This window comes from Streptosporangium sp. LJ11, from assembly GCF_051918945.1.
GTDB lineage: Bacteria > Actinomycetota > Actinomycetes > Streptosporangiales > Streptosporangiaceae > Streptosporangium.
The window spans coordinates 225837-248401 of the sequence record NZ_JBPXMB010000012.1 but is presented as its reverse complement, the minus strand read 5'-3'; the positions used below and the strand labels follow the sequence as shown (position 1 = coordinate 248401).

General features: G+C 69.1%; 22 protein-coding genes and 2 pseudogenes. 12 read left to right on the top strand and 12 right to left on the bottom strand.

Annotated features, from left to right (window positions below):
* The first annotated feature begins 75 nt into the window (after positions 1–75).
* The 7 genes from valS to ACTOQ3_RS19785 all read left to right on the top strand — a co-directional run bounded on the left by valS (position 76) and on the right by ACTOQ3_RS19785 (position 7249).
* The gene (gene valS / locus ACTOQ3_RS19815; protein WP_440084846.1) at positions 76–2643 is read left to right on the top strand and encodes a valine--tRNA ligase; all 2568 of its coding nucleotides are present in this window, start codon (positions 76–78) and stop codon (positions 2641–2643) included.
* A 398-nt stretch (positions 2644–3041) separates the two neighbouring features.
* Complete coding sequence (locus ACTOQ3_RS19810; protein WP_440084845.1) at positions 3042–4283, top strand: AI-2E family transporter; 1242 nt, start codon at positions 3042–3044, stop codon at positions 4281–4283.
* An 11-nt stretch (positions 4284–4294) separates the two neighbouring features.
* Entirely contained in the window at positions 4295–4849 is a 555-nt protein-coding gene (locus ACTOQ3_RS19805) for a PaaI family thioesterase (RefSeq protein WP_440064331.1), read from the top strand.
* On the top strand, positions 4846–5289 hold the full coding sequence (gene dut / locus ACTOQ3_RS19800) for a dUTP diphosphatase (RefSeq protein ID WP_440084844.1): 444 nt from the start codon (positions 4846–4848) through the stop codon (positions 5287–5289). The genes ACTOQ3_RS19805 and dut overlap by 4 nt, the downstream gene beginning before the upstream one ends.
* A 138-nt stretch (positions 5290–5427) precedes the next feature.
* Positions 5428–6111, top strand: coding sequence for a DUF3710 domain-containing protein (locus ACTOQ3_RS19795; protein ID WP_440084843.1), 684 nt, complete (start codon positions 5428–5430; stop codon positions 6109–6111).
* A gap of 49 nt (positions 6112–6160) precedes the next feature.
* Positions 6161–6553, top strand: coding sequence for an OB-fold nucleic acid binding domain-containing protein (locus ACTOQ3_RS19790; protein ID WP_344744598.1), 393 nt, complete (start codon positions 6161–6163; stop codon positions 6551–6553).
* A 33-nt stretch (positions 6554–6586) separates the two neighbouring features.
* Complete coding sequence (locus ACTOQ3_RS19785) at positions 6587–7249, top strand: DUF3159 domain-containing protein (protein ID WP_440084861.1); 663 nt, start codon at positions 6587–6589, stop codon at positions 7247–7249.
* A 132-nt stretch (positions 7250–7381) separates the two neighbouring features.
* Here ACTOQ3_RS19785 and ACTOQ3_RS19780 read toward each other — a convergent pair whose 3' ends face one another.
* Both ACTOQ3_RS19780 and ACTOQ3_RS19775 read right to left on the bottom strand, forming a co-directional pair.
* The gene (locus ACTOQ3_RS19780; protein ID WP_329084000.1) at positions 7382–8053 is read right to left on the bottom strand and encodes a potassium channel family protein; all 672 of its coding nucleotides are present in this window, start codon (positions 8051–8053) and stop codon (positions 7382–7384) included.
* Positions 8053–8718 (bottom strand): potassium channel family protein, encoded by a 666-nt coding sequence (locus tag ACTOQ3_RS19775; protein WP_440084842.1) that lies wholly within the window; start codon positions 8716–8718, stop codon positions 8053–8055. Before ACTOQ3_RS19775 ends, ACTOQ3_RS19780 begins: the two co-directional genes overlap by 1 nt.
* 116 nt (positions 8719–8834) lie before the next feature.
* Between ACTOQ3_RS19775 and ACTOQ3_RS19770 the strand changes: the two genes are divergently transcribed.
* A complete protein-coding gene (locus ACTOQ3_RS19770) occupies positions 8835–10877 on the top strand; it encodes an APC family permease (protein WP_440084841.1) in 2043 nt (680 codons plus the stop codon).
* A gap of 67 nt (positions 10878–10944) precedes the next feature.
* Complete coding sequence (locus tag ACTOQ3_RS19765) at positions 10945–12192, top strand: class I SAM-dependent RNA methyltransferase (protein ID WP_440084840.1); 1248 nt, start codon at positions 10945–10947, stop codon at positions 12190–12192.
* A gap of 146 nt (positions 12193–12338) precedes the next feature.
* Here the strand turns inward: ACTOQ3_RS19765 and ACTOQ3_RS19760 are convergent, their stop codons facing one another.
* The 4 genes and pseudogenes from ACTOQ3_RS19760 to ACTOQ3_RS19745 all read right to left on the bottom strand — a co-directional run bounded on the left by ACTOQ3_RS19760 (position 12339) and on the right by ACTOQ3_RS19745 (position 14265).
* Positions 12339–12461 (bottom strand): hypothetical protein, encoded by a 123-nt coding sequence (locus ACTOQ3_RS19760; RefSeq protein ID WP_440084839.1) that lies wholly within the window; start codon positions 12459–12461, stop codon positions 12339–12341.
* A gap of 532 nt (positions 12462–12993) precedes the next feature.
* Positions 12994–13275, bottom strand: a pseudogene (locus ACTOQ3_RS19755) (transposase); the annotation flags it as partial.
* Positions 13276–13374: 99 nt separating this feature from the next.
* Positions 13375–13611: a DNA-directed RNA polymerase subunit alpha C-terminal domain-containing protein gene (locus ACTOQ3_RS19750; RefSeq protein ID WP_440084838.1), complete on the bottom strand. Its 237-nt coding sequence runs from the start codon at positions 13609–13611 to the stop codon at positions 13375–13377.
* Between the two features lie 99 nt (positions 13612–13710).
* Complete coding sequence (locus ACTOQ3_RS19745) at positions 13711–14265, bottom strand: hypothetical protein (protein WP_440084837.1); 555 nt, start codon at positions 14263–14265, stop codon at positions 13711–13713.
* Between the two features lie 350 nt (positions 14266–14615).
* On the opposite strand from ACTOQ3_RS19745, the gene ACTOQ3_RS19740 reads away from it, so the two are divergent.
* From ACTOQ3_RS19740 to ACTOQ3_RS19730, 3 genes and pseudogenes are all read left to right on the top strand, one after another.
* Positions 14616–14861 (top strand): hypothetical protein, encoded by a 246-nt coding sequence (locus ACTOQ3_RS19740; RefSeq protein ID WP_440084836.1) that lies wholly within the window; start codon positions 14616–14618, stop codon positions 14859–14861.
* Positions 14862–14952: 91 nt separating this feature from the next.
* Positions 14953–15309, top strand: a complete 357-nt coding sequence (locus tag ACTOQ3_RS19735) for a PRC-barrel domain-containing protein (RefSeq protein ID WP_440084835.1) — start codon at positions 14953–14955, stop codon at positions 15307–15309.
* 1474 nt (positions 15310–16783) lie between these two features.
* A pseudogene (locus ACTOQ3_RS19730) lies at positions 16784–16990 on the top strand (transposase); the annotation flags it as partial.
* Positions 16991–17001: 11 nt separating this feature from the next.
* Here ACTOQ3_RS19730 and ACTOQ3_RS19725 read toward each other — a convergent pair.
* The 6 genes from ACTOQ3_RS19725 to ACTOQ3_RS19700 all read right to left on the bottom strand — a co-directional run bounded on the left by ACTOQ3_RS19725 (position 17002) and on the right by ACTOQ3_RS19700 (position 22525).
* Positions 17002–17238, bottom strand: coding sequence for a hypothetical protein (locus ACTOQ3_RS19725; RefSeq protein WP_440084865.1), 237 nt, complete (start codon positions 17236–17238; stop codon positions 17002–17004).
* A gap of 433 nt (positions 17239–17671) precedes the next feature.
* Positions 17672–18196 carry a hypothetical protein gene (locus tag ACTOQ3_RS19720; RefSeq protein ID WP_440084834.1) on the bottom strand — a complete coding sequence of 175 codons (525 nt, stop codon included), beginning with the start codon at positions 18194–18196 and terminating at the stop codon, positions 17672–17674.
* Positions 18197–18311: 115 nt separating this feature from the next.
* Positions 18312–18803 carry a hypothetical protein gene (locus ACTOQ3_RS19715; RefSeq protein WP_440084833.1) on the bottom strand — a complete coding sequence of 164 codons (492 nt, stop codon included), beginning with the start codon at positions 18801–18803 and terminating at the stop codon, positions 18312–18314.
* An 81-nt stretch (positions 18804–18884) separates the two neighbouring features.
* The gene (locus ACTOQ3_RS19710) at positions 18885–19682 is read right to left on the bottom strand and encodes a TIGR03943 family putative permease subunit (protein WP_440084832.1); all 798 of its coding nucleotides are present in this window, start codon (positions 19680–19682) and stop codon (positions 18885–18887) included.
* A 97-nt stretch (positions 19683–19779) separates the two neighbouring features.
* Positions 19780–20811: a permease gene (locus ACTOQ3_RS19705; protein ID WP_440084831.1), complete on the bottom strand. Its 1032-nt coding sequence runs from the start codon at positions 20809–20811 to the stop codon at positions 19780–19782.
* Positions 20812–21250: 439 nt separating this feature from the next.
* A complete protein-coding gene (locus ACTOQ3_RS19700; protein ID WP_440084830.1) occupies positions 21251–22525 on the bottom strand; it encodes an MFS transporter in 1275 nt (424 codons plus the stop codon).
* Positions 22526–22565 lie beyond the last annotated feature (40 nt).

The following is a 22565-nucleotide window of genomic DNA, read 5'->3' as shown; positions in this document are numbered from 1 at the left end:
TCCCGTTTGCGGTTCGCCCCAAGAACACTAGTCTCCCCGAGCGCCGCATCGCGTGAAGCCATACCATAGGGAGGCATGACACAACAGCGACCGCGCTCTGCGCCCATGCCCGAGAAACCGACTCTCGATGGCCTGGAAACCGTATGGGCGGGCCGCTGGGAGACCGAGGGAACCTACCGTTTCGACAGGTCGCGCACGCGCGGGGAGATCTACTCGATCGACACCCCGCCGCCGACCGTCTCCGGCTCCCTCCACGTCGGCCACGTCTTCTCCTACACCCACACCGACACCATCGCCCGCTTCCAGCGCATGCGCGGGCGCGAGGTCTTCTACCCCATGGGCTGGGACGACAACGGCCTGCCCACCGAGCGCCGGGTGCAGAACCACTTCGGCGTGCGCTGCGACCCCTCCATCGCCTACGACCCCTCGTTCGAGCCCCCGGCCAGACCCGACCCCAAGCGGCAGATCCCGATCTCGCGCGGAAACTTCATCGAGCTGTGCGAGCGGCTCACCGTCGAGGACGAGAAGGTGTTCGAGGAGCTCTGGCGCCGCCTGGGCCTGTCGGTCGACTGGTCGCTGACGTACGCCACCATCGGCGACGCCGCCCGCACCGCCTCCCAGCGCGCCTTCCTGCGCAACCTGGCCAGGGGGGAGGCGTACGTGGCCCAGGCGCCCACGCTGTGGGACGTCACCTTCCGCACCGCCGTCGCCCAGGCCGAGCTGGAGGACCGCGAGTGGCCCGGAGCCTTCCACCGGCTGGGCTTCGGCCTGTCGGAGGAGCAGCGGGCCAGGGGGTTCGGCGACCGGGTCTGGATCGAGACGACCCGCCCCGAGCTGCTGCCCGCCTGCGTCGCGCTCGTCGCCCACCCGGACGACGAACGCTACCGGCCCCTGTTCGGCACCACGGTCAGGACGCCGCTGTTCGGCGTCGAGGTGCCGGTCCTCGCCCACCACCTGGCCGAGCCGGACAAGGGCACGGGCATCGCGATGATCTGCACCTTCGGCGACGTCACCGACGTCGTCTGGTGGCGCGAGCTCGACCTGCCCACCCGCGCCGTCATCGGCTGGGACGGCAGGCTGCTGCCGGACGCGCCCGAGGGTGTGCCGCGGGAGCCGTACGCGGAGCTGGCGGGCAGGACCGTGCACGGCGCCCGCGAGCGGATCGTGGAGCTGCTGCGCGCGTCGGGCGACATGGAGGGCGAGCCGCGCGCCGTGAGGCGCGCGGTGAAGTTCTACGAGAAGGGCGACCGGCCCCTGGAGATCGTCACCACCCGCCAGTGGTACATCCGCAACGGCGGGCGCGACCTCGCCCTGCGCGACGCGCTCCTGACGCGCGGCGCGGAGCTGTCCTGGCACCCGCCGCACATGCGGGTCCGCTACGACAGCTGGGTGCAGGGGCTGGCGGGCGACTGGCTGATCTCCCGGCAGCGGTTCTTCGGGGTGCCCATCCCGGTGTGGTACCCCCTGGACGACGAGGGCGAGCCCGACCGTTCCGCGCCGATCGCGCCGCCCGAGTCCGCGCTGCCGATCGACCCGTCCACCGACGTCCCGCCCGGCTACACCGAGGACCAGCGTGGCAAGGCGGGCGGTTTCATCGCGGACCCGGACGTCATGGACACCTGGGCCACCTCCTCGCTGACGCCGCAGATCGCCGGAGGCTGGGAGCGCGACCGGGACCTGTTCGAGCGGGTCTTCCCGATGGACCTGCGCCCGCAGGCCCACGAGATCATCCGGACCTGGCTGTTCTCCACCGTGGTCCGCGCCCACCTGGAGCAGGGCACCCTGCCCTGGAGCCACGTCGCGATCTCCGGGTGGATCCTCGACCCCGACCGCAAGAAGATGTCCAAGTCCCGGGGCAACGTGGTCACCCCGCTCGGCCTGCTGGAGCAGTACGGCTCCGACGCGGTCCGCTACTGGGCGGCCGGCGGCCGTCCGGGCACCGACACGGCGTTCGACACCGGTCAGATCAAGGTCGGCCGCCGGCTGGCCATCAAGATCCTGAACGCCTCCAGGTTCGTCCTGGGCCTGGGCGAGGGAGGCGGGGAGGTCACCGAGCCGATCGACCTGTCGATGCTGGCCCGGCTGTCGGAGGTGGTCCACGAGGCCACCGAGGCCTTCGAGGGCTACGACTACACCCGCGCGCTGGAGCGCACCGAGCGGTTCTTCTGGGAGTTCTGCGACGACTACCTGGAGCTGGTCAAGGCCAGGGCCTACGACGACGCCCCCGGCGAGGGCGGCGCGAGGGACGCGAGCGCGGCGGCGCGTTCGGCGCACGCGGCGTTGCGCGAGGCGCTCGACGTCATGCTCCGGCTGTTCGCCCCGTTCCTGCCCTTCGTCACCGAGGAGGTGTGGTCCTGGTGGCGTGAGGGCTCGGTGCACCGGGCCGCCTGGCCCCAGGCGCGCGGGAGGGCAGGCGATCCCGAGCTGCTGCCCGCGGTGGCCGCCGTCCTCGGCCGGGTCCGCAAGGCCAAGTCCGACGCCCGCCTCTCCATGCGCGCGGAGGTCGCCCGGCTGACCGTCACCGGCGCGCGGGTCGACCTCGTGCGCCGGGCGCAGGACGACCTGTGCGGCGCGGGCGTCATCGACGAGTTCGTGCTCCAGGAGGGCGAGGGGGACCTGCTGGTGGAGGTCACCCTCACCTGACCGGCGGGCGCGCACGTGAATCTGTCCTCCCCGTCGGGGAATCCTGCCGTACGGTCGAGGCAGGACAGGTGAGAGGAGGACAGGCATGCCGCCAGGATGTGGCAACTGCAGCTGCTACCTCGAAGACAGGGTGATCTCCCGCCCGCCGGATGAGCGCTGACCTCGGCCGGGTGAGCGCCCGCCCTTGACCGGGCGGGCGCTCACCCCGGTCGTCCGGGCGGCCGCCTTCGCCGGTGGGCGCGTTCCCGACGGGCGTCGCGCGGCCGGCCGCCGGGCAACAGCGGCGCAGGCCCGCGTATAGCCGCAGGTCCGGGCCGGCTGGAATCCCCCGGGCCCATCCGTGGGCGCGCTTCGAAACCCTCGCGCATTTCCCTTCCCGGCGTGACAGTCTGGAATACGTGATCTCCGATCGGGAACGCCTGACCAGCCTGGTGCCTCGCACGTTGCTGCGCATCGCGATGTGGAGCCTCTGCCTGATCATCATCGGCTGGGCGGTCTTCTACTTCGCGCAGTTCATCGCGACGTTGCGCATCGTGGTGCTGCCGGTGGCCATCGCGCTCCTGCTGACCGCGCTGCTGTTCCCGCTCACCAGGCGGTTCGGCGCGATGGGCATGCGGCCCATCTACGCGACCTGGCTCACGATGATCATCGCGCTCACCGTGCTCGGCGGCACCGGCTGGATCATCGGGGTGCGCGCCAACGACGAGTTCCCCGGCCTCGTCGACCAGGTGCGCCAGACGGCCAAGACCGTGGAGAACTGGCTCTACACCGGGCCACTGCACCTGCAGCCGACCCAGATCACCAGCTGGGTCGACGAGATCGGCAAGCAGATCACCACCCAGCGCAACCAGATCACCCAGACGGTCCTCACCGGCGCCACGGTGGCGCTGGAGGTGCTGGCCTCCATCGTGCTGCTGCTGTTCGTGACGTTCTTCCTGCTCAAGGACGGCGACCGGATCTGGTCGTGGTTCCTGAAGGGCTTCGGTGACGTCGCGCCCCGCGTCGACATGGCCGGCCGGGCCGCCTGGGTGACGCTCTCGCACTACGTGCAGGGCACGGTCGCGGTGGCCGCCGTGCACGGCGTGATCATGGGTATCGTGCTCGCGGGGATGGGCGTGCCGCTCTGGGCGCCGCTCGCGGTGATGATCTTTCTGGCCAGTTTCATCCCCATCGTCGGCATCTTCTTCGCCGGTGCCGTGGCCACCCTGGTCACCCTCGGCGCCAAGGGCCCGATCTACGCCCTGATCTTCCTCGGCATCCTGCTCGTGGAGCAGCAGCTGGAGAACCACGTGCTCCAGCCGCTGATCGTCGGCAGGGTGCTCCACTTCCACCCGTTGGCGATCATCCTGGTGCTGGCGGTGGGCGGCATCCTGGCGGGCATCGCCGGGGCCGCCGTGGCGGTGCCGGTGGCCGCCGTGATCTACCGGGCGCTGCCCGAGCTCATGGGCGGTTCCCATCTGGCGCTGCCACCGGCCCCGCCACATCCCGATCCCGGTGGCCCCGATCCCGGTGGCCCCGATCCCGGTGGCCCCGATTCCGGTGGCCCCGATTCCGGTGATCCGGGTGATCCCGGCGGCCCGGCACCGTCGGGTGCGGCGGGAAAACCGGTGAATGAGGAATCACCGCAGCCCAGGGGGTAACGTTCTGCCCCGTGACCCGTTCCGCCCTGACCACCCCCCCGCCGGACGCGACCCGCCCGAGGCCGCTTCCCGGCGCGCCCGCTCCCGGCACCCCGCTCGGCCCCCACTACAGCCGCTGCTTCGGCTGCGGCGCCGGGCACCCGAACGGCCTGCACCTGACCGCCCTCACCCCTGACGGGGTCACGGTGGTCGCCGAGTTCACCGTGGAGGAGACCCACCAGGGCGCGCCCGGCCTGGCGCACGGCGGCGTGCTCGCCGCGGCGATGGACGAGGTCATCGGCATGTCCGTGTGGCTCTTCCAGCGCCCCTACGTCACCGGCCGGCTGGAGACCGACTATCTCGCGCCGGTTCCGGTCGGCACCGTCCTGCATCTTCGCGCCTGGTGCAACGGCATGTCCGGCCGGAAGGCGTACCTTGAGGCTGAGGGCCGGATCGGTTCCCCGGACGGCCCGGTCGCCGTGCGGGCCGCGGCGCTCTTCATCGAGGTGGCCATGGAACATTTCGCCAAGCACGGCGACATCCAGACGATCGCCGACGAGCACCACGAGTACGAGGTGAACCCGTGACCCACACCGTCGAGGTGTTGATCCACCGGCTCGACGCCGACCTGCCGCCGCCCTCGTACGCCCACCCGGGCGACGCGGGCGCCGATCTTCACGCCGCCGAGGACGTCGAGCTCCTCCCCGGAGAGCGGGCCGTGGTCGGCACCGGGCTGGCGATCGCCCTGCCCGACGGGTACGCCGCGTTCGTCCACCCGCGCTCGGGCCTGGCCTCCAGGCACGGCGTGACGCTCGTCAACGCGCCCGGCACCGTCGACGCGGGATACCGGGGCGAGATCAGGGTGACGCTGATCAACACCGACGCCAAGAACGCCGTACGGCTGCGCAGGGGAGACCGCGTCGCGCAACTGGTGATCCAGAAGGTGGAGAAGGCGGTGTTCCACGAGGTGGACCGGTTGCCGGGATCGGCGCGAGGCGCCGGCGGGTTCGGGTCCACCGGCCGCTGACAGGAGCGAACCCGGTGAGGTGGGCGGAGTGGCCGGTGGTGATCGGGGACCGGAGCGCGCCTCCGGCCCGCGGGGCCGCCCGCCGCCGTGCCCGGCGGGGGACGAGTGACCAGTGAATCTTCAAGGAGCGTGAGGAAAGTGTTCGGACGTAACCGCCGTGAGAAGTCCCCGGCCGCCAAGGCCGCCAAGGCCGTGGTGGAGGAGGTCGAGCAGGTCCCTTCGCGGGAGTCGGGGCCGTGGGACGCCGACGAGCCCCATCCCGAGCGGGAGCGGGTCGACCTCGGAGGCATGCGCCTGCCGGTCGACGCCGGTTTCGAGGTGCAGCTCAACCTGGCCGGTGACCAGATCGTCGGCGCGGTGGTCCTGTTCGAGGGGAGCGCCCTGCAGGTGCACGCCTTCGCGGCGCCCAAGCGGAGCGGGATCTGGGACGAGGTCAGGGCCGAGCTGGCCGAGGGGGTCAAGAGCGCCGGGGGCACCGCCGAGGAGCGGGAGGGGGCGTTCGGCGTCGAGCTGGCCGCCAGGATCCCGGCGGAGGGGGGCGAGCAGCCGGTCCGCTACATCGGGGTCGACGGGCCACGCTGGTTCCTGCGCGCGGTGATCAGCGGGAAGGCCGCGGAGGACGCCGGGGTCGCCGCGACGCTGGAGGGTGTCGTCCGGGACATAGTCGTGGTACGTGGCGACGAGCCGATGGCCCCCAAGGAGGCGATCGAGCTCCGGCTGCCGCCCGAGGCCAGGCAGGCCGCGGAGCAGCAGGCCGCCGGGGGCGACGTGTCCGACCTCAACCCGTTCGACCGCGGGCCGGAGATCGCCGAGATCCGCTGACGGGCCCGATCGCGTACGCTGGTTCGACTCGTGTGTGAAGGAGAGGTCCGTGGGTTCTCAGGAGCCGCATAAACAGAGCGGTTTGCGGGGATTCTTCCGCCGGTTGACCGCCGGTCAGGCCGAATTGGAGGCTGACGAGCTCCAGCAGGACCTCGACCGCCACGGCGCCACGCCCATCGTCTCGTGCGGCATGCGCCGCCGCTTCTGCGTGACCGGCACGCTGCGGACGGTGACACTGCGCCCCCGCGGGGGCGCTCCGGCGCTGGAGGCCGAGCTTTACGATGGTTCCGATGTGATCGACCTGATATGGCTGGGCCGAAGGAAGATCGCGGGCATCGAGCCGGGACGCCTGGTGCTGGCGGAAGGACTCGTCAGCGTGCAGGATGGCCGCAAAGTCATGTTCAATCCGAGATACGAGCTACGCCCCGCGGGCGGTGCGTGAGTGATTGACGATCACGAGACGGTGAGCGAGAAGATGACCACCACCGGCGAGACCGCCGCGCACGACACGGTCGAGGCCGCGATCCGCAGCCAGCTTGCCAAGGCCTTCGGCGGAGTGCGGGGCGTCATCGAGGCCGCCGTGCCCACCATCGCCTTCACCGGCATGTGGGTCGCCACCTCCAACCTGAAGCAGTCCCTGATCGTCAGCATCTCGGCCGCGGTGCTGCTGCTCGTCGTGCGGCTGCTGCAACGCTCGACGCCGCAGTTCGTGGTCAACAGCCTGATCGGCATCGGCATCGGCGCGTTCTTCGCCTCCCGCACCGGCGAGGCGAAGGACGTCTTCCTGCCGGGCATCCTCTACAACGCCGGCTACTCCGTGGTGATGCTGCTGTCGATCGTCACCCGATGGCCGGTGGTGGGCTTCCTCATCGGCTCCGTCACCGGCGACCCGACCGCGTGGCGCGCGGATCCGGCCGTGGTGAAGCTCTGCACCAGGCTCACCTGGCTGCTGATGATCCCGTGCGTGGTCCGGGTGGCGGCGCAGCTCCCCGTCTTCCTGATCGGCGGGAACGACGCGGTCGCCGAGCTGGGCATCCTCAAGATCGCGATGGGCTGGCCGCTCCAGGTCGCGGCATTCGCCGCCATGGTGTGGCTCCTGGCCCGGGGCAGGACCCCGGCGCGGCCCGCGGTCTCCTGACCGCGGGGCCCGGTCCCGGGTCCGCCGCCCTCCGCGCCGTCGCGGAGGGCTTCCCCGTTCACCGCCGGTCCGGCTCTTTCCGCCTGCTCCAGGTCCAGGCCGGGAGCGGCGTGCGGTGCGGGGGATCCCGGCTCAGCGGGGCGTGCGGTGCGGGGACAGGAGCTCGGCCAGCTCCTCCTCGACCTCCTGGCTGGCCACGAACATCAGCTCGTCACCGGCCTCCAGCGGGTCGTCGGCGGTGGGCACCAGCACCCGGCCCTCGCGCAGGATCGCGACCAGGGCGGTGTCGTTGGGCCACGGCACCGAGCCGGCGCGCTGGCCGACGACCGGCGCGTCCTCGGGCAGGGTGAGCTCGACCAGGTTGGCCTGCCCCTGGCGGAAGGTCATCAGCCGCACCAGGTCGCCGACGCTGACCGCCTCCTCGACCAGCGCGCTCAGCAGGCGTGGGGTCGAGACGGCCACGTCGACGCCCCACGACTCGTTGAACAGCCACTCGTTCTTGGGGTGGTTGATCCTGGCGACCACGCGCGGCACGCCGTACTCCGTCTTGGCGAGCAGCGACACCACGAGGTTGACCTTGTCGTCGCCGCTGGCGGCGACGACCACGTGGCACTCGGCCAGGCCCGCCTCGTCCAGCGAGGAGATCTCGCAGGCGTCGGCGAGCAGCCACTCGGCCCGCGGCACGGTATCGATCTTGATGGCCTTGGGGTCGATGTCGACGAGCAGGACCTCGTGGCCGTTCTCCAGGAGTTCGGCGGCGATCGACCGGCCGACCGCTCCCGCGCCGGCGATGGTGACGCGCATCAGTGCTCCTCCTCCGGCGCCCCGGACAGCACCTTGTTGATGCGGTCCATGTCGGTCTCGACCGCCATGACGTGCAGCACGTCGCCCTCCTGCACCACCGAGTCGTTCTTGGGCAGCAGGGTGTCGCCGATCCGGTTGATGAACGCCAGGCGGGTGCCCGCCGCCGCCTCCAGATCCCTCGTCGGGGTGCCGATCCAGCTGGGGTGGTAGGCCACCTCCGCCAGCACCACGCACCCGCTGGGGTCGCGCCAGAGCGGCTCGGCGCCCTCGGGCAGGACGCGGCGCAGGATCTGGTCGGCGGTCCAGCGGACCGTGGCCACGGTGGGGATGCCCAGCCGCTGGTAGACCTCGGCGCGCCGGGAGTCGTAGATCCTCGCCACGACGTTGTCCACGCCGAACGTCTCGCGGGCGACCCTGGCGGAGATGATGTTCGAGTTGTCGCCGCTGCTCACCGCCACGTAGGCGCCCGCGGCCTCGATGCCGGCCTCCTCCAGGACGTCCCGGTCGAACCCGATCCCGGTCACCCTGCGACCCCTGAACCCCGCCCGCAGGCGACGGAACGCCTGCGGGTCACGGTCGATGATCGCGACCGAGTGGCCGCTGTCCTCGAGGATGTGCGCCAGGGTCGAACCGACCCGGCCACACCCCATGATCACGATATGCATGCTCCCCCGCCGGTCGCTGTGAGGCGGATCTTGATCCCGATGTATTCAGCCAGTATGGACCGCCCCAGGAGTGCCGCGTGAGTGGGGCCGAGTAATAACGGCTAGCATCTGCAGACGTGTCGAAGGTGACGGACCTTGTCAAACGCCTTTTCATCGGGCGGGCGCTGCGCAGCACGCAGCTGCACGAGCAGCTGCTCCCCAAGCGCATCGCGCTGCCCGTTTTCGCGAGTGACGCCCTCTCCTCCGTGGCCTACGCCCCGCAGGAGATCCTGGTCATCCTCTCTCTCGCCGGAATCTCCTTCTACCACTTCAGCCCCTGGGTCGCCGTCGCCGTCGTGGTGGTGATGCTCACCGTCGTGGCGTCGTACCGGCAGAACGTGCACGCCTACCCCAGCGGGGGCGGCGACTACGAGGTCGCCACCGTCAATCTCGGCCCGAACGCGGGCCTGACCGTCGCCAGCGCCCTGATGGTCGACTACGTGCTGACCGTCGCGGTCTCGGTCGCCAACGGCGTCGACTACGTGGGCGCCACCATCCCGTACGTCGCCCAGCACAAGCCGCTGGTCGCGATCGTCATCGTCGTGCTGCTGACGATCGTCAACCTGCGAGGCATCCGGGAGTCTGGCGCGGCCTTCGCGATCCCCACCTACGCCTTCATGTTCGCCGTCCTCGGCCTGGTCGCGTGGGGCGGTTTCCGGGTGCTCGTCCTCGGCGACGAGCTGCACGCGCCCACCTCCGGGTACGAGATCATCGCCGAGCAGTCGAACCTGACCTCCTTCGCGGCGGCCTTCCTGATCCTGCGCGCGTTCTCCTCCGGCTGCGCCGCCCTCACCGGTGTCGAGGCGATCAGCAACGGCGTGCCCGCCTTCCGCAAGCCCAAGAGCAAGAACGCCGCGAGCACCCTGCTGATGATGGGCCTGGTCTCGGTGACCATGTTCGTCGGCATCATCACCCTGGGGCTGGCCTCGGGCGTCAAGGTCGCCGAGCCCTCCGTCGCCTATCGTGACGTCCTCATCGACGGCAGGCCCGCCGGGCCCGGCTACTACCAGCAGCCGATCATCGCCCAGGTGGCGGACGCGGTCTTCGGCAACGGCTCGCTGCCCTTCTTCGTCATCGCCGCCGTCACCGCGCTGATCCTGTTCCTGGCCGCCAACACCGCCTTCAACGGCTTCCCGGTGCTCGGCTCGATCCTGGCCCAGGACCGCTACCTGCCCCGCCAGCTGCACACCCGGGGAGACCGGCTCGCCTTCTCCAACGGCATCGTGATCCTCGCCGCCGGGGCCTGCCTGCTGCTGTGGGGCTTCGACGCCGACGTCAGCCGCCTGCTCAACCTCTACATCGTGGGCGTCTTCGTGTCGTTCACGCTGAGCCAGATCGGCATGGTCAGGCACTGGACGCGGCACCTGAGGACCGAGGGCGACCTGAGGGTCCGCCACCAGATGCACCGCTCGCGGACCATCAACTTCTTCGGCGGCGTCATGACCGGCGTGGTGCTGGTGGTGGTGCTGGTCACCAAGTTCACCCACGGGGCGTGGATCGTCTGCGTGGCCATGCCGGTGCTGTTCCTGATGATGAAGGGCATCCACCGCCACTACGAGAACGTGGCCGCCGAGCTCGCCGTCGCCGAGGAGTCCCAGGTGGACGAGTCGATGCTGCCCGCGCGCAACCACGCCATCGTCCTGGTCTCCAAGATTCACAAGCCGACCCTGCGCGCCCTCGCCTACGCCCGCGCCACCCGCCCCTCCAAGCTGGAGGCGATCACCGTGGGGGTGGAGGGCCCCGAGGCCAGGGCGCTGCAGGAGGAGTGGGAACGGCGCGGCATCCCGGTACCGCTGAAGATGCTCGACTCGCCCTACCGCGAGATCACCCGGCCGATCCTGGAGTACGTCAAGTCGCTGCGCCGCCGCTCGCCCCGCGACGTGGTGAGCGTCTACATTCCCGAGTACGTCGTCGGCCACTGGTGGGAGCACATCCTGCACAACCAGAGCGCGCTGCGGCTGAAGGGCCGCCTGCTGTTCCAGCCGGGTGTGATGGTCATCAGCGTGCCCTGGCAGCTGCACTCCTCCGACCGGCTCAAGGGCCGCCCCGAGCCCTTCGCGCCGGGCGCCGTACGCCGTCCGCGCCAGGAGGCGGCACGGGACGAGGACGTCAAGGCATAACCTTTCTATGCGCTCCTGACGCGAGGAGGCTAGACCGACGACGGATTTTCCCTTGGGGGCAACGACCATGGCCATCGAACTGACCGTAGGACCGGTTGCGCACGGTGGCTGGTGCGTCGCCCGCCACGACGGCCGGGTCGTCTTCGTACGGCACGCGCTGCCCGGCGAGCGGGTCACCGCCGAGATCACCGAGGAGACCTCCCGGTTCCTGCGGGCCGACGCGGTCGAGATCCTGGAACCCTCCGCCGACCGGGTGACCCCGCCGTGCCCGTTCGCGGGCCCCGGCCGCTGCGGCGGCTGCGACTGGCAGCACGCCTCCCTCGACGCCCAGCGCCGTCTGAAGGCCGACGTGGTGGCCGAGCAGCTCAAGCGCCTGGCCTCGATCGACTGGAAGGGCACCGTCGAGGAGGTCCCCGGAGCCCCGGACGGGCTCGGCTGGCGCACCCGCGTCCAGTTCGCCGTCGACCGCGAGGGCGGCCTGGGCCTGCGCCGCCACCGCTCCCACGACGTCGAGCCGGTGGACGCCTGCCTGATCGCCCACCCCGAGGTGGAGAACGTCGGCGCCGAGGTCATGAACTGGCGCAACGCCTCCTCGGTCGAGGTCATCGCCTCCACCACCGGCGACCAGGCGGTCGTGGTCGCGCCCAAGCCCCGGCGCACGGTGGCCGTGCCCGACCTCGACACGAGCGTGGCCGTCTTCGTCGACGAGGGCAAGGGCCGCAGCCGCGTCGTCCACGGCCGCAACCATCTCGTCGAGCGCGTCGCCGAGCGCGACTTCCAGGTCACCGGCAGCGGTTTCTGGCAGGTGCACCCCGGCGCCGCCGCCACCCTGCTCGACGCCGTCATGGAGTTCGCCGCCCCGCAGCCGGGGGAGTGGGCCCTCGACCTCTACTGCGGCGTCGGCCTGTTCGCCGCCGGGCTGGCCGAGGCGGTCGGTCCCGAGGGGGCCGTGTTCGGCGTCGAGTCCGAGTCCGTGGCGGTCCGCGACGCCGAGCGCAACCTCCGCGACCTGCCCCAGGCCCGCTTCGCCAGGGGACGGGTGGAGAACGCCCTCGACCGCTTCGGCATCGAGCGCGCGGACCTGGTCGTCGTCGACCCGCCCAGGGCCGGGCTGGGCCGCGACGTCGTCGACCGCGTGACCACCCTTCAGGCGACCCGGATCGTGTACGTCTCCTGCGACCCGGCCACCCTCGCCCGCGACCTGGCCTGGTTCGCCGAGCGGGGCTACCGCCTCGCCGATCTGCGGGCTTTCGACGCCTTCCCGATGACGCACCACGTGGAGTGCGTGGCCCACCTGGTCAGCGAGACGGTCTAGGTGTTGACCTGGGGAAACGCAACGCATGGTGTTTCATCAAACTCCAGGGTTCCCCCCGTTAAACCAAGATCATGACGCATGAGTGACGCATGATCATGGAAGCGCCCCGTGACCGATCCGGTCGCGGGGCATGGTCATGTCGAGTGCTACTCGGGAGGGGTGGGCCACCTCTCGGGCGGCGACACGAACGTGCCGCGCGCCTGGACGGTGAAGACCCAGCCCTCCTCCTGCAGGAGCCTGACGGCCGCCTTGACGGTCTCCCGAGCCACTCCATGCGTAGACCCGGCGAAGGTCTGGAGTTCGATTACGTCGACCCCGTGCTGGCGAACCGTGAGGAGCGCACCTTGAGGTCGGAGGCAGCGTACGACCTCATGTCCGCTGTGTATGAGCTCGCTGCGGTGCTTGGCGCGGTGGGGCTGTCAGAGAGGCCGTGCGTGGGTCCGTCGGAGGTTGTGGGTGGATCGGATGGACAGCGCCTTAGTACGACAACGACAGGTTGTTATGGGCGTCTTCGCTTATGGTGACTGGCCCAAGCCCGTGCTTGACTGAGCCGACGCCAGGCCACCCAGGCAAGGACATGACCGATCGGGTGCGCGAGGGGCGCGGCAACGCGGTTGAACAGCCGACGGACCTCCTGGACCGTCCCGGCATCAAAGCACCCTCAAAGCCGCCGGCAGACCCCCCTTTTGTAGACCGTCACGCACGATCACTAAAAACGCCGCCGCGGTCATCGCCAACGTGATGTGCCGATACCAGGCCTGATACGAGCGCACCTGGCAGTGATCGAGGCCGACCTCGTTCTTGGCCATAGACCTCATCAGCGGTCACCCAGCCGAACGGCACACCCGCCGTCACGGCCCTTTCGATCATCATGCGGGCCGGTGCCGGTTTGGTGGCGAAAGCCACCTCGTCGCCGATACCGGCGGCCCGGCACCGGAGCCGGTCCTCGGTCCACTCCTTGGGCGGGTACAACTCCCGGTCGATCAATGCCCGTCCCCGGTCGCAGGCGTAGGCGAGGAACACGCCGATCTGGCGGTTGTCGAACCGGCCGAGGAACGCCGTGAATCCCGCTGACCATCCGGCTACCGTCTCCGACGGCATGACGGGATCATCCATTACAGGACCTGAGATCTCAACCTGTCGTTGTCGTATTTTGCGTCCCACCGAGGTTCTGCGAGGACATCACTTGCACGCGAGGGACAAGCCGATAGCGGCGAGCCTCTGCTTAACCTCCTCGACGTACATGGGGCTGTTGCGCTCAATCGCCAGCAGGTCCTGCTCGCTGTGAGCGACCAGTTCGCCGTAAGTGTCGATGCCCGCACGCTTGATGCAGGCGTAAGCACGCACCGTGAGGCCGAGCTCCTCGATGGGCAACGCCAGGTCTCTGCCCAGGAACGAGTCGTCCTGCGGTGACACCATGCTTCCTCCTTGCGCTCCAGGCGGCGGCCCGGGGCTGATCGAAGACGAATGCCCGCCCAGGCTTCAGTCTGGGGCGCGGCATTCTGCGTCTCGGCTCGACTACGGCAGCAGCTTCTGAGCGGTGAGCCACTTCTCCCACTCGGCGACGACCTCATTGGCCAGGTCGACAGCGTCATATGTCTGACCGTTGGAGGTGACGAACCACCGGTGCTCGCCGGTGGATCCGGAGCGCGCTGGCTTCGGTTCTGATCTGGTTGGAGCACCGCCGGCGTACACCTTGATCTCAATCGTCTCAAGGGTGACGTAGGCATCCTGACGGGTGAAAGCAGTCGTCTCATCGCCGGTTTTGGCGGTCGTCAGCGTCAGGTGCTCGACCCCATTGCAGAGGTCGGCAGCTAGCTGCAGCAGAGGGGTGCCAGCGAGCTTGCCGAAGATCGATTCGACTGTGCTGCGGATGCTGGTGGTGAGCACCGTCGGGTCAGAGCCGTCGTTCTTGATCCAATCCTTCAGGTGGTAGGCGTCCTGGAAGAAGTGGTAGAGCCGGTCGCGTGCCTCGGCGGAGCCCATGAAGCCGGGGCCGACGGCTTCGAGCAGTCGCTGGTGGCTGCGGAGCATGCGTTGGTACTGGTCGCGCCAGCCTTCGGAAAACGTCATCGGTTTCCTCTCGGGGAGTCGGGTTTCACGGTCCGGCCCCACCCTCGCGGGGGCCGGACCTCAGGTACCACCGTGCGTATCGGATGTATCACGCATAGCTCTGGTTGTTACGTATAACGGACCGGCATAACGAACGCTGACGACCGAGCCGATTACCCCCGCCCCCGGGAGCCCTCCCCGTACGCTGGCCCTGCCCCTCCCCTGGGGATGCTGCAGCTGATCCACATGAAGAAGCCCCGTCGCTCTCCTCCGGAGCGGCGGGGCTTCTCGCGTTGCGGCCCGGCATGTATGGCGTGCGAACGGGGACGTTGCAGGTAGAAGGGCCGGTCACGCATCGAGGGAGATCCAGCATGACGGATCAAGGCGACTCGGATTTGTCCGCTGATCAGGCGGCCGTCTTCCAGGCCGTGTCGCAATTGGAAAGCAACTCCAACGGGCCTGGTCACGTTCAGGAGATCGCAACGGAGGCGAAGCTGGCAGAGGACCGTACGCGGCAGGTGCTTGACGAGCTGGCCACCATCGGGCTCGTCGCCGCGACCGCTGACCCCTGGCAGCCAGAGGCCGGCGCGCGCTATCAGGTGCAGTCCATGGACTGAGCCCCCTTCGGGACTCTCATCGCGGTTCGCCTCCATCGCATCGGGCAAGGCGCTAGATGACGGATGCAATGGCTGAACAGGAGAAACACCAATGACGATCGAGAACCCATGGACCTATCGCGCGGACATTCACGGGGACCAGTCGCTGGACATCATCGGTTTTGACGTGGAAACCTTCGACGGCAAGATCGGCAAGGTGGACGAGGCCAACAACGCGGTCGGGGACAGCTACGTCGTTGTCGACACCGGGCCGTGGATCTTCGGCAAGAAGGTCATCCTTCCAGCCGGCACGGTGAACGAAATCGACTCGGAGAAACGTAAAATCTACGTGGGACGCACCAAGGAAGAGATCAAAAACGCGCCGCCGTTCGATGAGAGCAAGTACAAGGACACCAGCTACCGGGATGAGGTAGGGGGTTACTACGCCCATTTCCCCGGAACCATGTAGATCCGAATGGCGAGGTTCAGGCTCCAGCCGTCGGAGCCGAACCCCAATGATCAAAGATCACCTCAAGAAGCCCTCACCCGGAAAGGTGGGGGCTTCTCGCGTTGTGCGTCTATTGGCCGGGATCCAAGGCGGCCCCCGCAGCGCGGAGCAGCGGCTCCAGCGCCTCGCGGTGCGGGTCCAGCAGCTCCCGGCCGCGCCGGAGCACCCAGTCGGGCACGGGGTCGTCGTCGGGCGGGGCAGGTCGGGTGAGGGCGAGGTCATGGGGTCATGCTCGCCCGGCCCGCTGATCGATCGCAGGTGAACACGACGACGCCTCCCCCTGAAGGACAGGCTCCGCGCCGAACCTGAGCCTCGTTCGGCCGATCCCTCCAAATGCCAGAGTCGGCTCCGTCCCGAGTATCCGATCATTGCGAAGGAGCATAGGGAGCCAGGTCAGGCAAAGTGGGATGACGCAGACTTTTAACGTTTAGGGCTGGAGAACTTTCTATCCTCATGTCATGGAGTGAAAAGAGCACGACGGGGCCGGTTAAGCTAAATGACCTTCCGGAATTATTGTTAGTGCGTCTCACCACATATCCGAGATCAGGCCGGATGGAAGCTCTTTAGCAAGATGGCAACCTACCGTCCTGGCCCCTGCTTGTTCAAAACACGCACCTCGACTCACCCAAAGGTGGTCGCGTCTTCGTGCGAGTCCGGATGAAGGAGGAGACGAACATGCGTCACACTCGGCACCCCATCATCCTCGGAACGGCGTTCTTCGCCACCGTGACGCTTTGGCCGGCCGGTACTCAAGCTTCGACCAGTCCAAGCCCCGTCACCCAAGCGATCATATCGGCAGATCCAACTCCATATCAGAAGGGCTACGAAAAAGGGCGCACGGAAGGGTACGCACGCGGAGAGTCGCGGGCTATAAACCATTGCGTTCGTGATTATTCAGCAGCTTGGCCAGAGGTCGGCGAGGCGGCTTACGCGGTCGGCTACAACGAGGGCTTTCAGTTGGCGTACGGCAGAGGATTCGACGACGGCTTCGCGAAACACTGCAAGCCCGCATAATAAGAGGACAACGATTTAACCTCGCCATCCCGAAGGTCAAGCTGGCGTGGATCACAGGGGCCTCCTCGATGGCCGCCACATTCCTCACAGCGAACCCGAGTCACTCGTCGATGGGCAGGTCCTCGATGGCGGCGCGACGCTCGTCCTCCGACGGCAACGTGTACCGGCGGGCGGTCTCGTCACTCCTCTTCAGGAAAGTCACTCAGCACAGGGAGGCGCGTGACGGCGGCCTCCATCTGGGCGTGAAGCCGCTCTCGGTTGTGCTCGATGCCGTCGGGGCCTGCGTGCCAGAGGATCCGGTGAACGTCGGGCGCGGGGTCCCAGATCCGGGGCGAGGTGTACCGCTGACGTACACCAGCGACAGCGGCCGGCGGCCACTGGGTGTAGAGCACCAGGGCCTGTTTTCGCATTCGGTCTTCAGATGCTCCGGGACCTTCATGATCATTGGATGCGTGGAGATCTCAATGACGAGCAATGGGCGGTGCTGGAGCCGCTGGAGCCGCTGCTGCCGACTACGGCCGGGCGGGGACGCCCGGCCGTAGTGCCGCGCCGGATGCTGATCGATGGCATCCGATGGCGGATCCGGACCGGGGCGCCGTGGCGGGATCTGCCCGAGCAACATGGGTCATGGCAGACGGTCTACGGCTTCTTCCGCCGCCGGCAACGCGCCGGAGTACGGGCCGCCCTCAACCCGGCCGACGACAGCGATGCCTGGTACGGGTCGGTATCCCTGCTCCCGACGGCGATTACGAGGTCGACCTCGCCAACCCGGACCGACGCGAGCATGAGGTCACCGTTCACACCCATCAGGGCAAGATCGCTCAGCATGTCGGTGGCCGGCCGGCCTTCAACGCACTCGCCGACCAGCCGGCTCACCCACACACTCTTTGAGAACACGCCCTGACCGGCTGCGGATATGTGTCCGCTCAGGGATGTGTGACGTTGCAGGCTGCCTTGGCTCTGGGCGGTGGGGCAGCGGGTCACCACGTCAACTCGGTTCAAGCCGGCGACCGGGACGGATGAGACTGGGGCGAGCCCTCACTTCAGCGGGCTCTGATCGCCTGTCCTCTTCACATCCGATCAGCTCACCGCCACGACGAGAAACGAGAGCTTTCTCACCGCCAACGGCCGTTCCGCTGTTTCTCGATCCCGTCACCGCCGCCCGCAGTTGCGCTTCCACGCCGACGAGCTCTACGGCGGGCTGCTCTCGCTGGTCACCCGCGTTCCTCTCTTCGGGAAAACGGGGAGGAGTCTGCGCCCAGGGGGTCGGCGATGTCCCCGTCCTCCCGGTCGGAGGGTTCGGGAGCGGTCAGCTCAGCCTGAACGAGCTCGCCCGTTTGTAGCAGCCGTAGTGGCCGAGGTGCCCGTACTTGTCGATCCACCGCTTGCCGGCGCAGTCCCGTACGAGGTCTATGTCGGTGTGGAAGAACACGTCGCAGTGCGTGCCGTTGCCCAGCCTGGTGTTCACCGAGCTGACCCGGTCGCCCCAGCCCATGTGGTCCAGCCTCTTGAACTCGTAGTCCGCCTTGCCGGACGTACTCCTGCTGCAGTCGCGGGGGACGGAGATGGTCACGGTGTCGCCGCGGGAGTTGTAGTTGATCCAGTCGTAGAGCACGGCCACGGCGTAGCCGGCCGCGTTGGCGACCCGGATCGCCCGCGACAGGCTGCTGTAGCAACCCAGCCCTTTTCCGTACCTGTCGGCCACGCAGTGGCTGGCCGCCGCGGTGCCGGAGGATACCGAAGCCGGCGTGGCCGCCAGCGCCGTGCCGGATGCGGGCATGATGCCGGCGCCCACGGCGAGCAGGCAGGTGAGCCGAACGGCGAGCTTCCTCATGCGGATCCCTTCGTGGAACATCCAGCGCCGTCTCTGTTGTGAAGGCGATTTCATCGTTTCCCTGTTTCGGATACCGGGAGTTGTTCCTGTGGCGGGGTCCACAGTTTCGGATCGCTCACACCGTCCACAAGGAGATCCTGTTGTCAGCCTGTTCGACGGGCGCCCCCGTACAGGCGTACACGCCGCCTGACAGGTGATCCGGCGGCGAGCGGGACGCGACCTGGCGGCCGCCGGCGAAGGTGCGTCGTAGGTCGTGGGGAGTCAGCGGGGGTAGGGCGGCGGCCGGTCGGCGGACGTTGAGGGCGTCGGCGACCGCGTCCGGGGTGAGGTGCCGCGGTTGTGCGGTGCCCCGGCGGTTCACCGGGACGAACAGCGGTCCGCGGATCTGTTCGGTGGCCGAGATCCAGCGCCCCTTCTTGAGCGCATCCGCGTGCTGCATCACGCGGGTGTCGTCGAGCTCTGTCGGTGCAGCACCTGGTGCCCCGACGCCGGCCAGGTGGAGCGACTGTTCGTCCTGTCCCGGTTGGAGCGTGCCTGGTCCGATCACCTCGCCGGGACCGCAGCGGCCGCGGCGAAGCTCGCGGCCGCACGTCAGGTCCTCGCCCAAGGGCGACCTGATCGAGTCGTACCGTCTGGTGACCGACAGCGCTCGGGAAGGTGAGCCTGAGCCTGTGAGTGCTCCCCGGTGCTACTCGTATTGCTCGTCGGGGGCGTCGATCCTGGTGAGGCTCTTGCCGGTCATCTGGGGGTAGATGACGCCGTTGGGCATTGTGCCGAAGGTCTGCGGGATCCAGGTGCCGGTGACCTCGACCCAGGTGTCGGCGGGCGGTGCCTGCAGGCCCCTCACGGCGACCTTCAGGGGGAAGGCGTCGGCGGCGCAGCAGGCGATCTGCATGCGGGTGACGTACCACTGCCCCTTCTTCTTGGAGGGGGTGACGAAGCCGGTCAGTTTGACCTCGCGGCCGGTGAGGGATTTCTTGTCGTCGTCCCAGGCGCGGCCGATGAAGTCGCCGACGGTCATCTCCACGGGACCGGTGGCGGCCAGCGGGGTGAAGGAGCTCAGGGTCTGGTCGCGGGGCGGTGGGGTGTCGTCGCGGGAGGCGGCGAACGAACCCAGCGCGGGCGGTGCGATCAGGAAGATCGCGAACACCGGCAGGCACAGCAGCCACGCGACCCGGGGGCCGCCGTGCGCGTGGTCGTGGCCGCCTTCGCCGGGCCGGTCGTGATCATGTGAGCGGTGGTCGGCGGGTGAGTGGTCGTGGCCGCCCGAGTGGTCACCTGGGTCGTCGTGGGCCGGGTTCTCCTTCGTCCGGGACGCCTGGAGCAGCCCGATGACCCCCAAAATCACCAGCACCACCCCGGCGCCGATCAGGAACGGCCGGAAGCCGGGTTTGACGTAGTTGAGGTAGGTCGTGGAGAACGCCGAGATCCGCAGCACGGCGCCGCCCAGCAGGGTCAGGAGGAGGTTCTGGGTAACACGGTTCATCGGGGGGCGCGAATTCCTTCCATCGTGCCGGGGCCCGAGGCCGAGCCGTCGGCGTGCCCGGGGGCGCGGAGCGAGGGGGGCGGTGGAGAGGGCGGCGTCATAGCAGCAGCCAGCCGAACGCGACGCTCACCACGACGGCGAGGGTGAAGGTCACCGGGACGAACCTGAGGGCGAAGGACTTGCCGAACGTGCCGGCCTGCAGCGCGATCAGCTTCAGGTCGACCATCGGCCCGACCACCAGGAAGGCGAGCTTGGCGGTGGGGGAGAAGGCGGTCATCGAGGCGGCCACGAACGCGTCGGCCTCCGAGCAGATCGACAGCAGCACCGCCAGCAGCGCCATGACCAGGACGGCGAGCCAGGGCACCTCGGCGATCGCGGTCAGCCACTCGCGGGGGACCGCGACGTTCAGCGTGGCGGCGGCCAGTCCGCCGACGATGAGGAACCCGCCCGCGTGCAGCAGGTCGTGCCGCATCGCCTCGCCGAACTGCACCCATTTCGGGCCGTCGCCGTGTGGCCGGGAGGGGATCCGCAGCCAGTCGGTGCGGCCGAACCTCAGCCAGAGCCAGCCGACCAGCACCGCCACGGTCAGGGAGGCGCCGAAGCGGGCCAGTACCATCAGCGGCTGCCCGGGGAAGGCGACGGCGGTCGCGACCAGCACGATCGGGTTGATCGCGGGGGAGGCGAGCAGGAACGCCAGCGCGGCGGCCGGGGCCACCCCCCTGGCCATCAGACCCGACGCCACCGGGACGGACGCGCACTCACAGCCCGGCAGCACCGCTCCGGCCATCCCGGCGACCGGTACGGCGGCGGCCGGGTGCCTCGGCAGCGCCTTGGTCCAGAACGACGCCGGGACGAACGCCGTGATCGCCGCCGACAGCGCCACCCCGAAGACCAGGAACGGCAGCGCCTGCACGCAGATCGCCACGAAGATCGTGGCCCAGGTCTGCAACGCGGGCGCCGTCAGGTGCGGCGCGAGGGTGAGACGCCCCACCACCAGCAGGATGATGACGAGCGCGAACCCCCACGGCAAAGCATGACTCGCGGAACCTTCACGTCCCCACGAATCAGGGGGAACCGGGCTCTCGTCATCGATCCGCGTGTCCCGCGGGCCGGTTCGAGGCTCAGCCATGCGCTTCATCGTGCCAGATCACGGTGGTGTTCCTTTCGGTACCTTTATCGGTAATCAGGTCCTGTTTCATGAATTTCCTGATGGTGGAGTGATCATTGAGACGATCACCGGGACGTAAGGTCCGGCATGCCGTTTCCAAGTCCTGTGGCCGGCGGGCCGACACCGCGGACGCCGTCCGGCCGGGGTGGCTCGACCGGGTCCGATGCTGACTGTCCGCGAACGCACGCGAGATCCCTTCCTGGTGCTTGGTTCCGCTGCTCCGCTTCGTGAACGGACAGTGCGGCACGATTCGGCATGTTCGCCCCGCCTGCTCGGCTCGTGTCCGAGCGTCTTTGCCGGCGCTTTCGGTCGAACTGCTGTGGAAGGCGCCGAAAGGCCCGCACCACGTATGGCGTGCACGGCTTCGGCGCATGTTGCGCTCCGCGGGCGTGGACGACGGTCAGCGGCCGGTTTGCGCTGATCGCGCCACATCTTCGCCTCCCCCCTCGCCGGGGGCGAACGGCCGGATGCGGATGCCCGCGACCAGCCAGGCCCCACCGGCGACCGCCATGACCAGGCCGAGAACGACGAAGACCACGCTCACGCCCAGCCGGTCGATGAGCATGCCGGTGACGGCGGACGAGACGCCGAGGCTGAAGGTCGCGGTGGCACTCCACAAGGAGGTGACCCGCCCGCGGGTCTCGTTCGGCGTCGTGGTCAGCAAAGTGGTCATGGCCGCCGGGCCGTACACCACTTCGGCGGCCGAGACCAGTCCCCACAGCGCCAGCGCGGGCAGCACGCCCGACGGCAGGCCGAGCAGCATGGTCAGCACGCCCTCGACCAGGCACGACCATCCGATGACCCGGTGGCGCCCACGCGGCCCCATGGCGCGGATCCGGGATGCGGCCGCCACCAGGACCACACCACCCACGGCTCCCTGCACCGCGTAGAACCATCCGGTGCCGCCCTCGCCGAGGTCGTGCACACGCAGCGCCAGGTAGGTCATCGCGGTGATCGCACCGCCCAACCCGAGACAGAACAGCGCCTCCAGCCCCAGCAGCGCGGCGATGACGCGGTTGTGGGCGGCCACCGCGACCCCCTCACGCAGGGAGCGCCACCAGCCGTGCGCGGGAGCACCCGCCGACCGGTCGCCGGAGCGGACCGTCGCGGTGAGCGCGGCCGACAGCAAGAAGGACACCGCGTTGACGGCGAAAGCCCACCGCCAGCCCACCACCGTGACGACGAGGCCTCCGGTGACGCCGCCCAGCGCCTGGAAGACCAGGCCGTTGACCTGAACGGCCGCCGCGTACAGGGGATACTCCTGCGGCCGGGCCAGGCTGGGCATCCAGGCGCCGCGGGCGGCCTGGAAGACGAAGCCGGCGGCGGCGGAGGCGAAGGTCAGCGGGTAGACGAGCCAGAGCCGTCCCGGGTCGTCGGCGAGCAGGAACGCGGCGGCGAGCACCGCCATGAGCACGTCGGTCACCAGCATCACCGTGCGCCGGTCGGCCCGGTCGGCCAGTACGCCGCCCCAGACCCCCGCCAGCACGCCCGGCAGGTAGCGCACGGCCAGGGTGAGCCCGGCGGCCAGGCCGGCCCCGCTGTACTCGTAGACCATCGCGAACACCGCGACGGCGGAGAACCATCCGCCGCACACGCTGACGAGGTTGCCGAACCAGAGCATGCGCAGGTCGCGGTTGCGCACGAGCAGCTCGCGCAAAGTGCGCGCAGGTTCCACCGGTGACCCCCGACGATCGAGTGATGATGATTTTCATTGC

Excerpts from the sequence above, each read along its gene's own strand:
- ACTOQ3_RS19735 (WP_440084835.1), top strand. The coding sequence starts at position 14,953 with ATGACGATCGAGAACCCATGGACCTATCGCGCGGACATTCACGGGGAC.
- valS (WP_440084846.1), top strand. The coding sequence starts at position 76 with ATGACACAACAGCGACCGCGCTCTGCGCCCATGCCCGAGAAACCGACT.
- ACTOQ3_RS19780 (WP_329084000.1), bottom strand. The coding sequence starts at position 8,053 with ATGCGCGTCACCATCGCCGGCGCGGGAGCGGTCGGCCGGTCGATCGCC.
- ACTOQ3_RS19705 (WP_440084831.1), bottom strand. The coding sequence starts at position 20,811 with ATGGCTGAGCCTCGAACCGGCCCGCGGGACACGCGGATCGATGACGAG.
- ACTOQ3_RS19745 (WP_440084837.1), bottom strand. The coding sequence starts at position 14,265 with ATGACGTTTTCCGAAGGCTGGCGCGACCAGTACCAACGCATGCTCCGC.
- ACTOQ3_RS19750 (WP_440084838.1), bottom strand. The coding sequence starts at position 13,611 with ATGGTGTCACCGCAGGACGACTCGTTCCTGGGCAGAGACCTGGCGTTG.
- ACTOQ3_RS19775 (WP_440084842.1), bottom strand. The coding sequence starts at position 8,718 with ATGCATATCGTGATCATGGGGTGTGGCCGGGTCGGTTCGACCCTGGCG.
- ACTOQ3_RS19710 (WP_440084832.1), bottom strand. The coding sequence starts at position 19,682 with ATGAACCGTGTTACCCAGAACCTCCTCCTGACCCTGCTGGGCGGCGCC.
- ACTOQ3_RS19765 (WP_440084840.1), top strand. The coding sequence starts at position 10,945 with ATGGCCATCGAACTGACCGTAGGACCGGTTGCGCACGGTGGCTGGTGC.
- ACTOQ3_RS19720 (WP_440084834.1), bottom strand. The coding sequence starts at position 18,196 with ATGAGGAAGCTCGCCGTTCGGCTCACCTGCCTGCTCGCCGTGGGCGCC.
- ACTOQ3_RS19740 (WP_440084836.1), top strand. The coding sequence starts at position 14,616 with ATGACGGATCAAGGCGACTCGGATTTGTCCGCTGATCAGGCGGCCGTC.
- ACTOQ3_RS19785 (WP_440084861.1), top strand. The coding sequence starts at position 6,587 with ATGACCACCACCGGCGAGACCGCCGCGCACGACACGGTCGAGGCCGCG.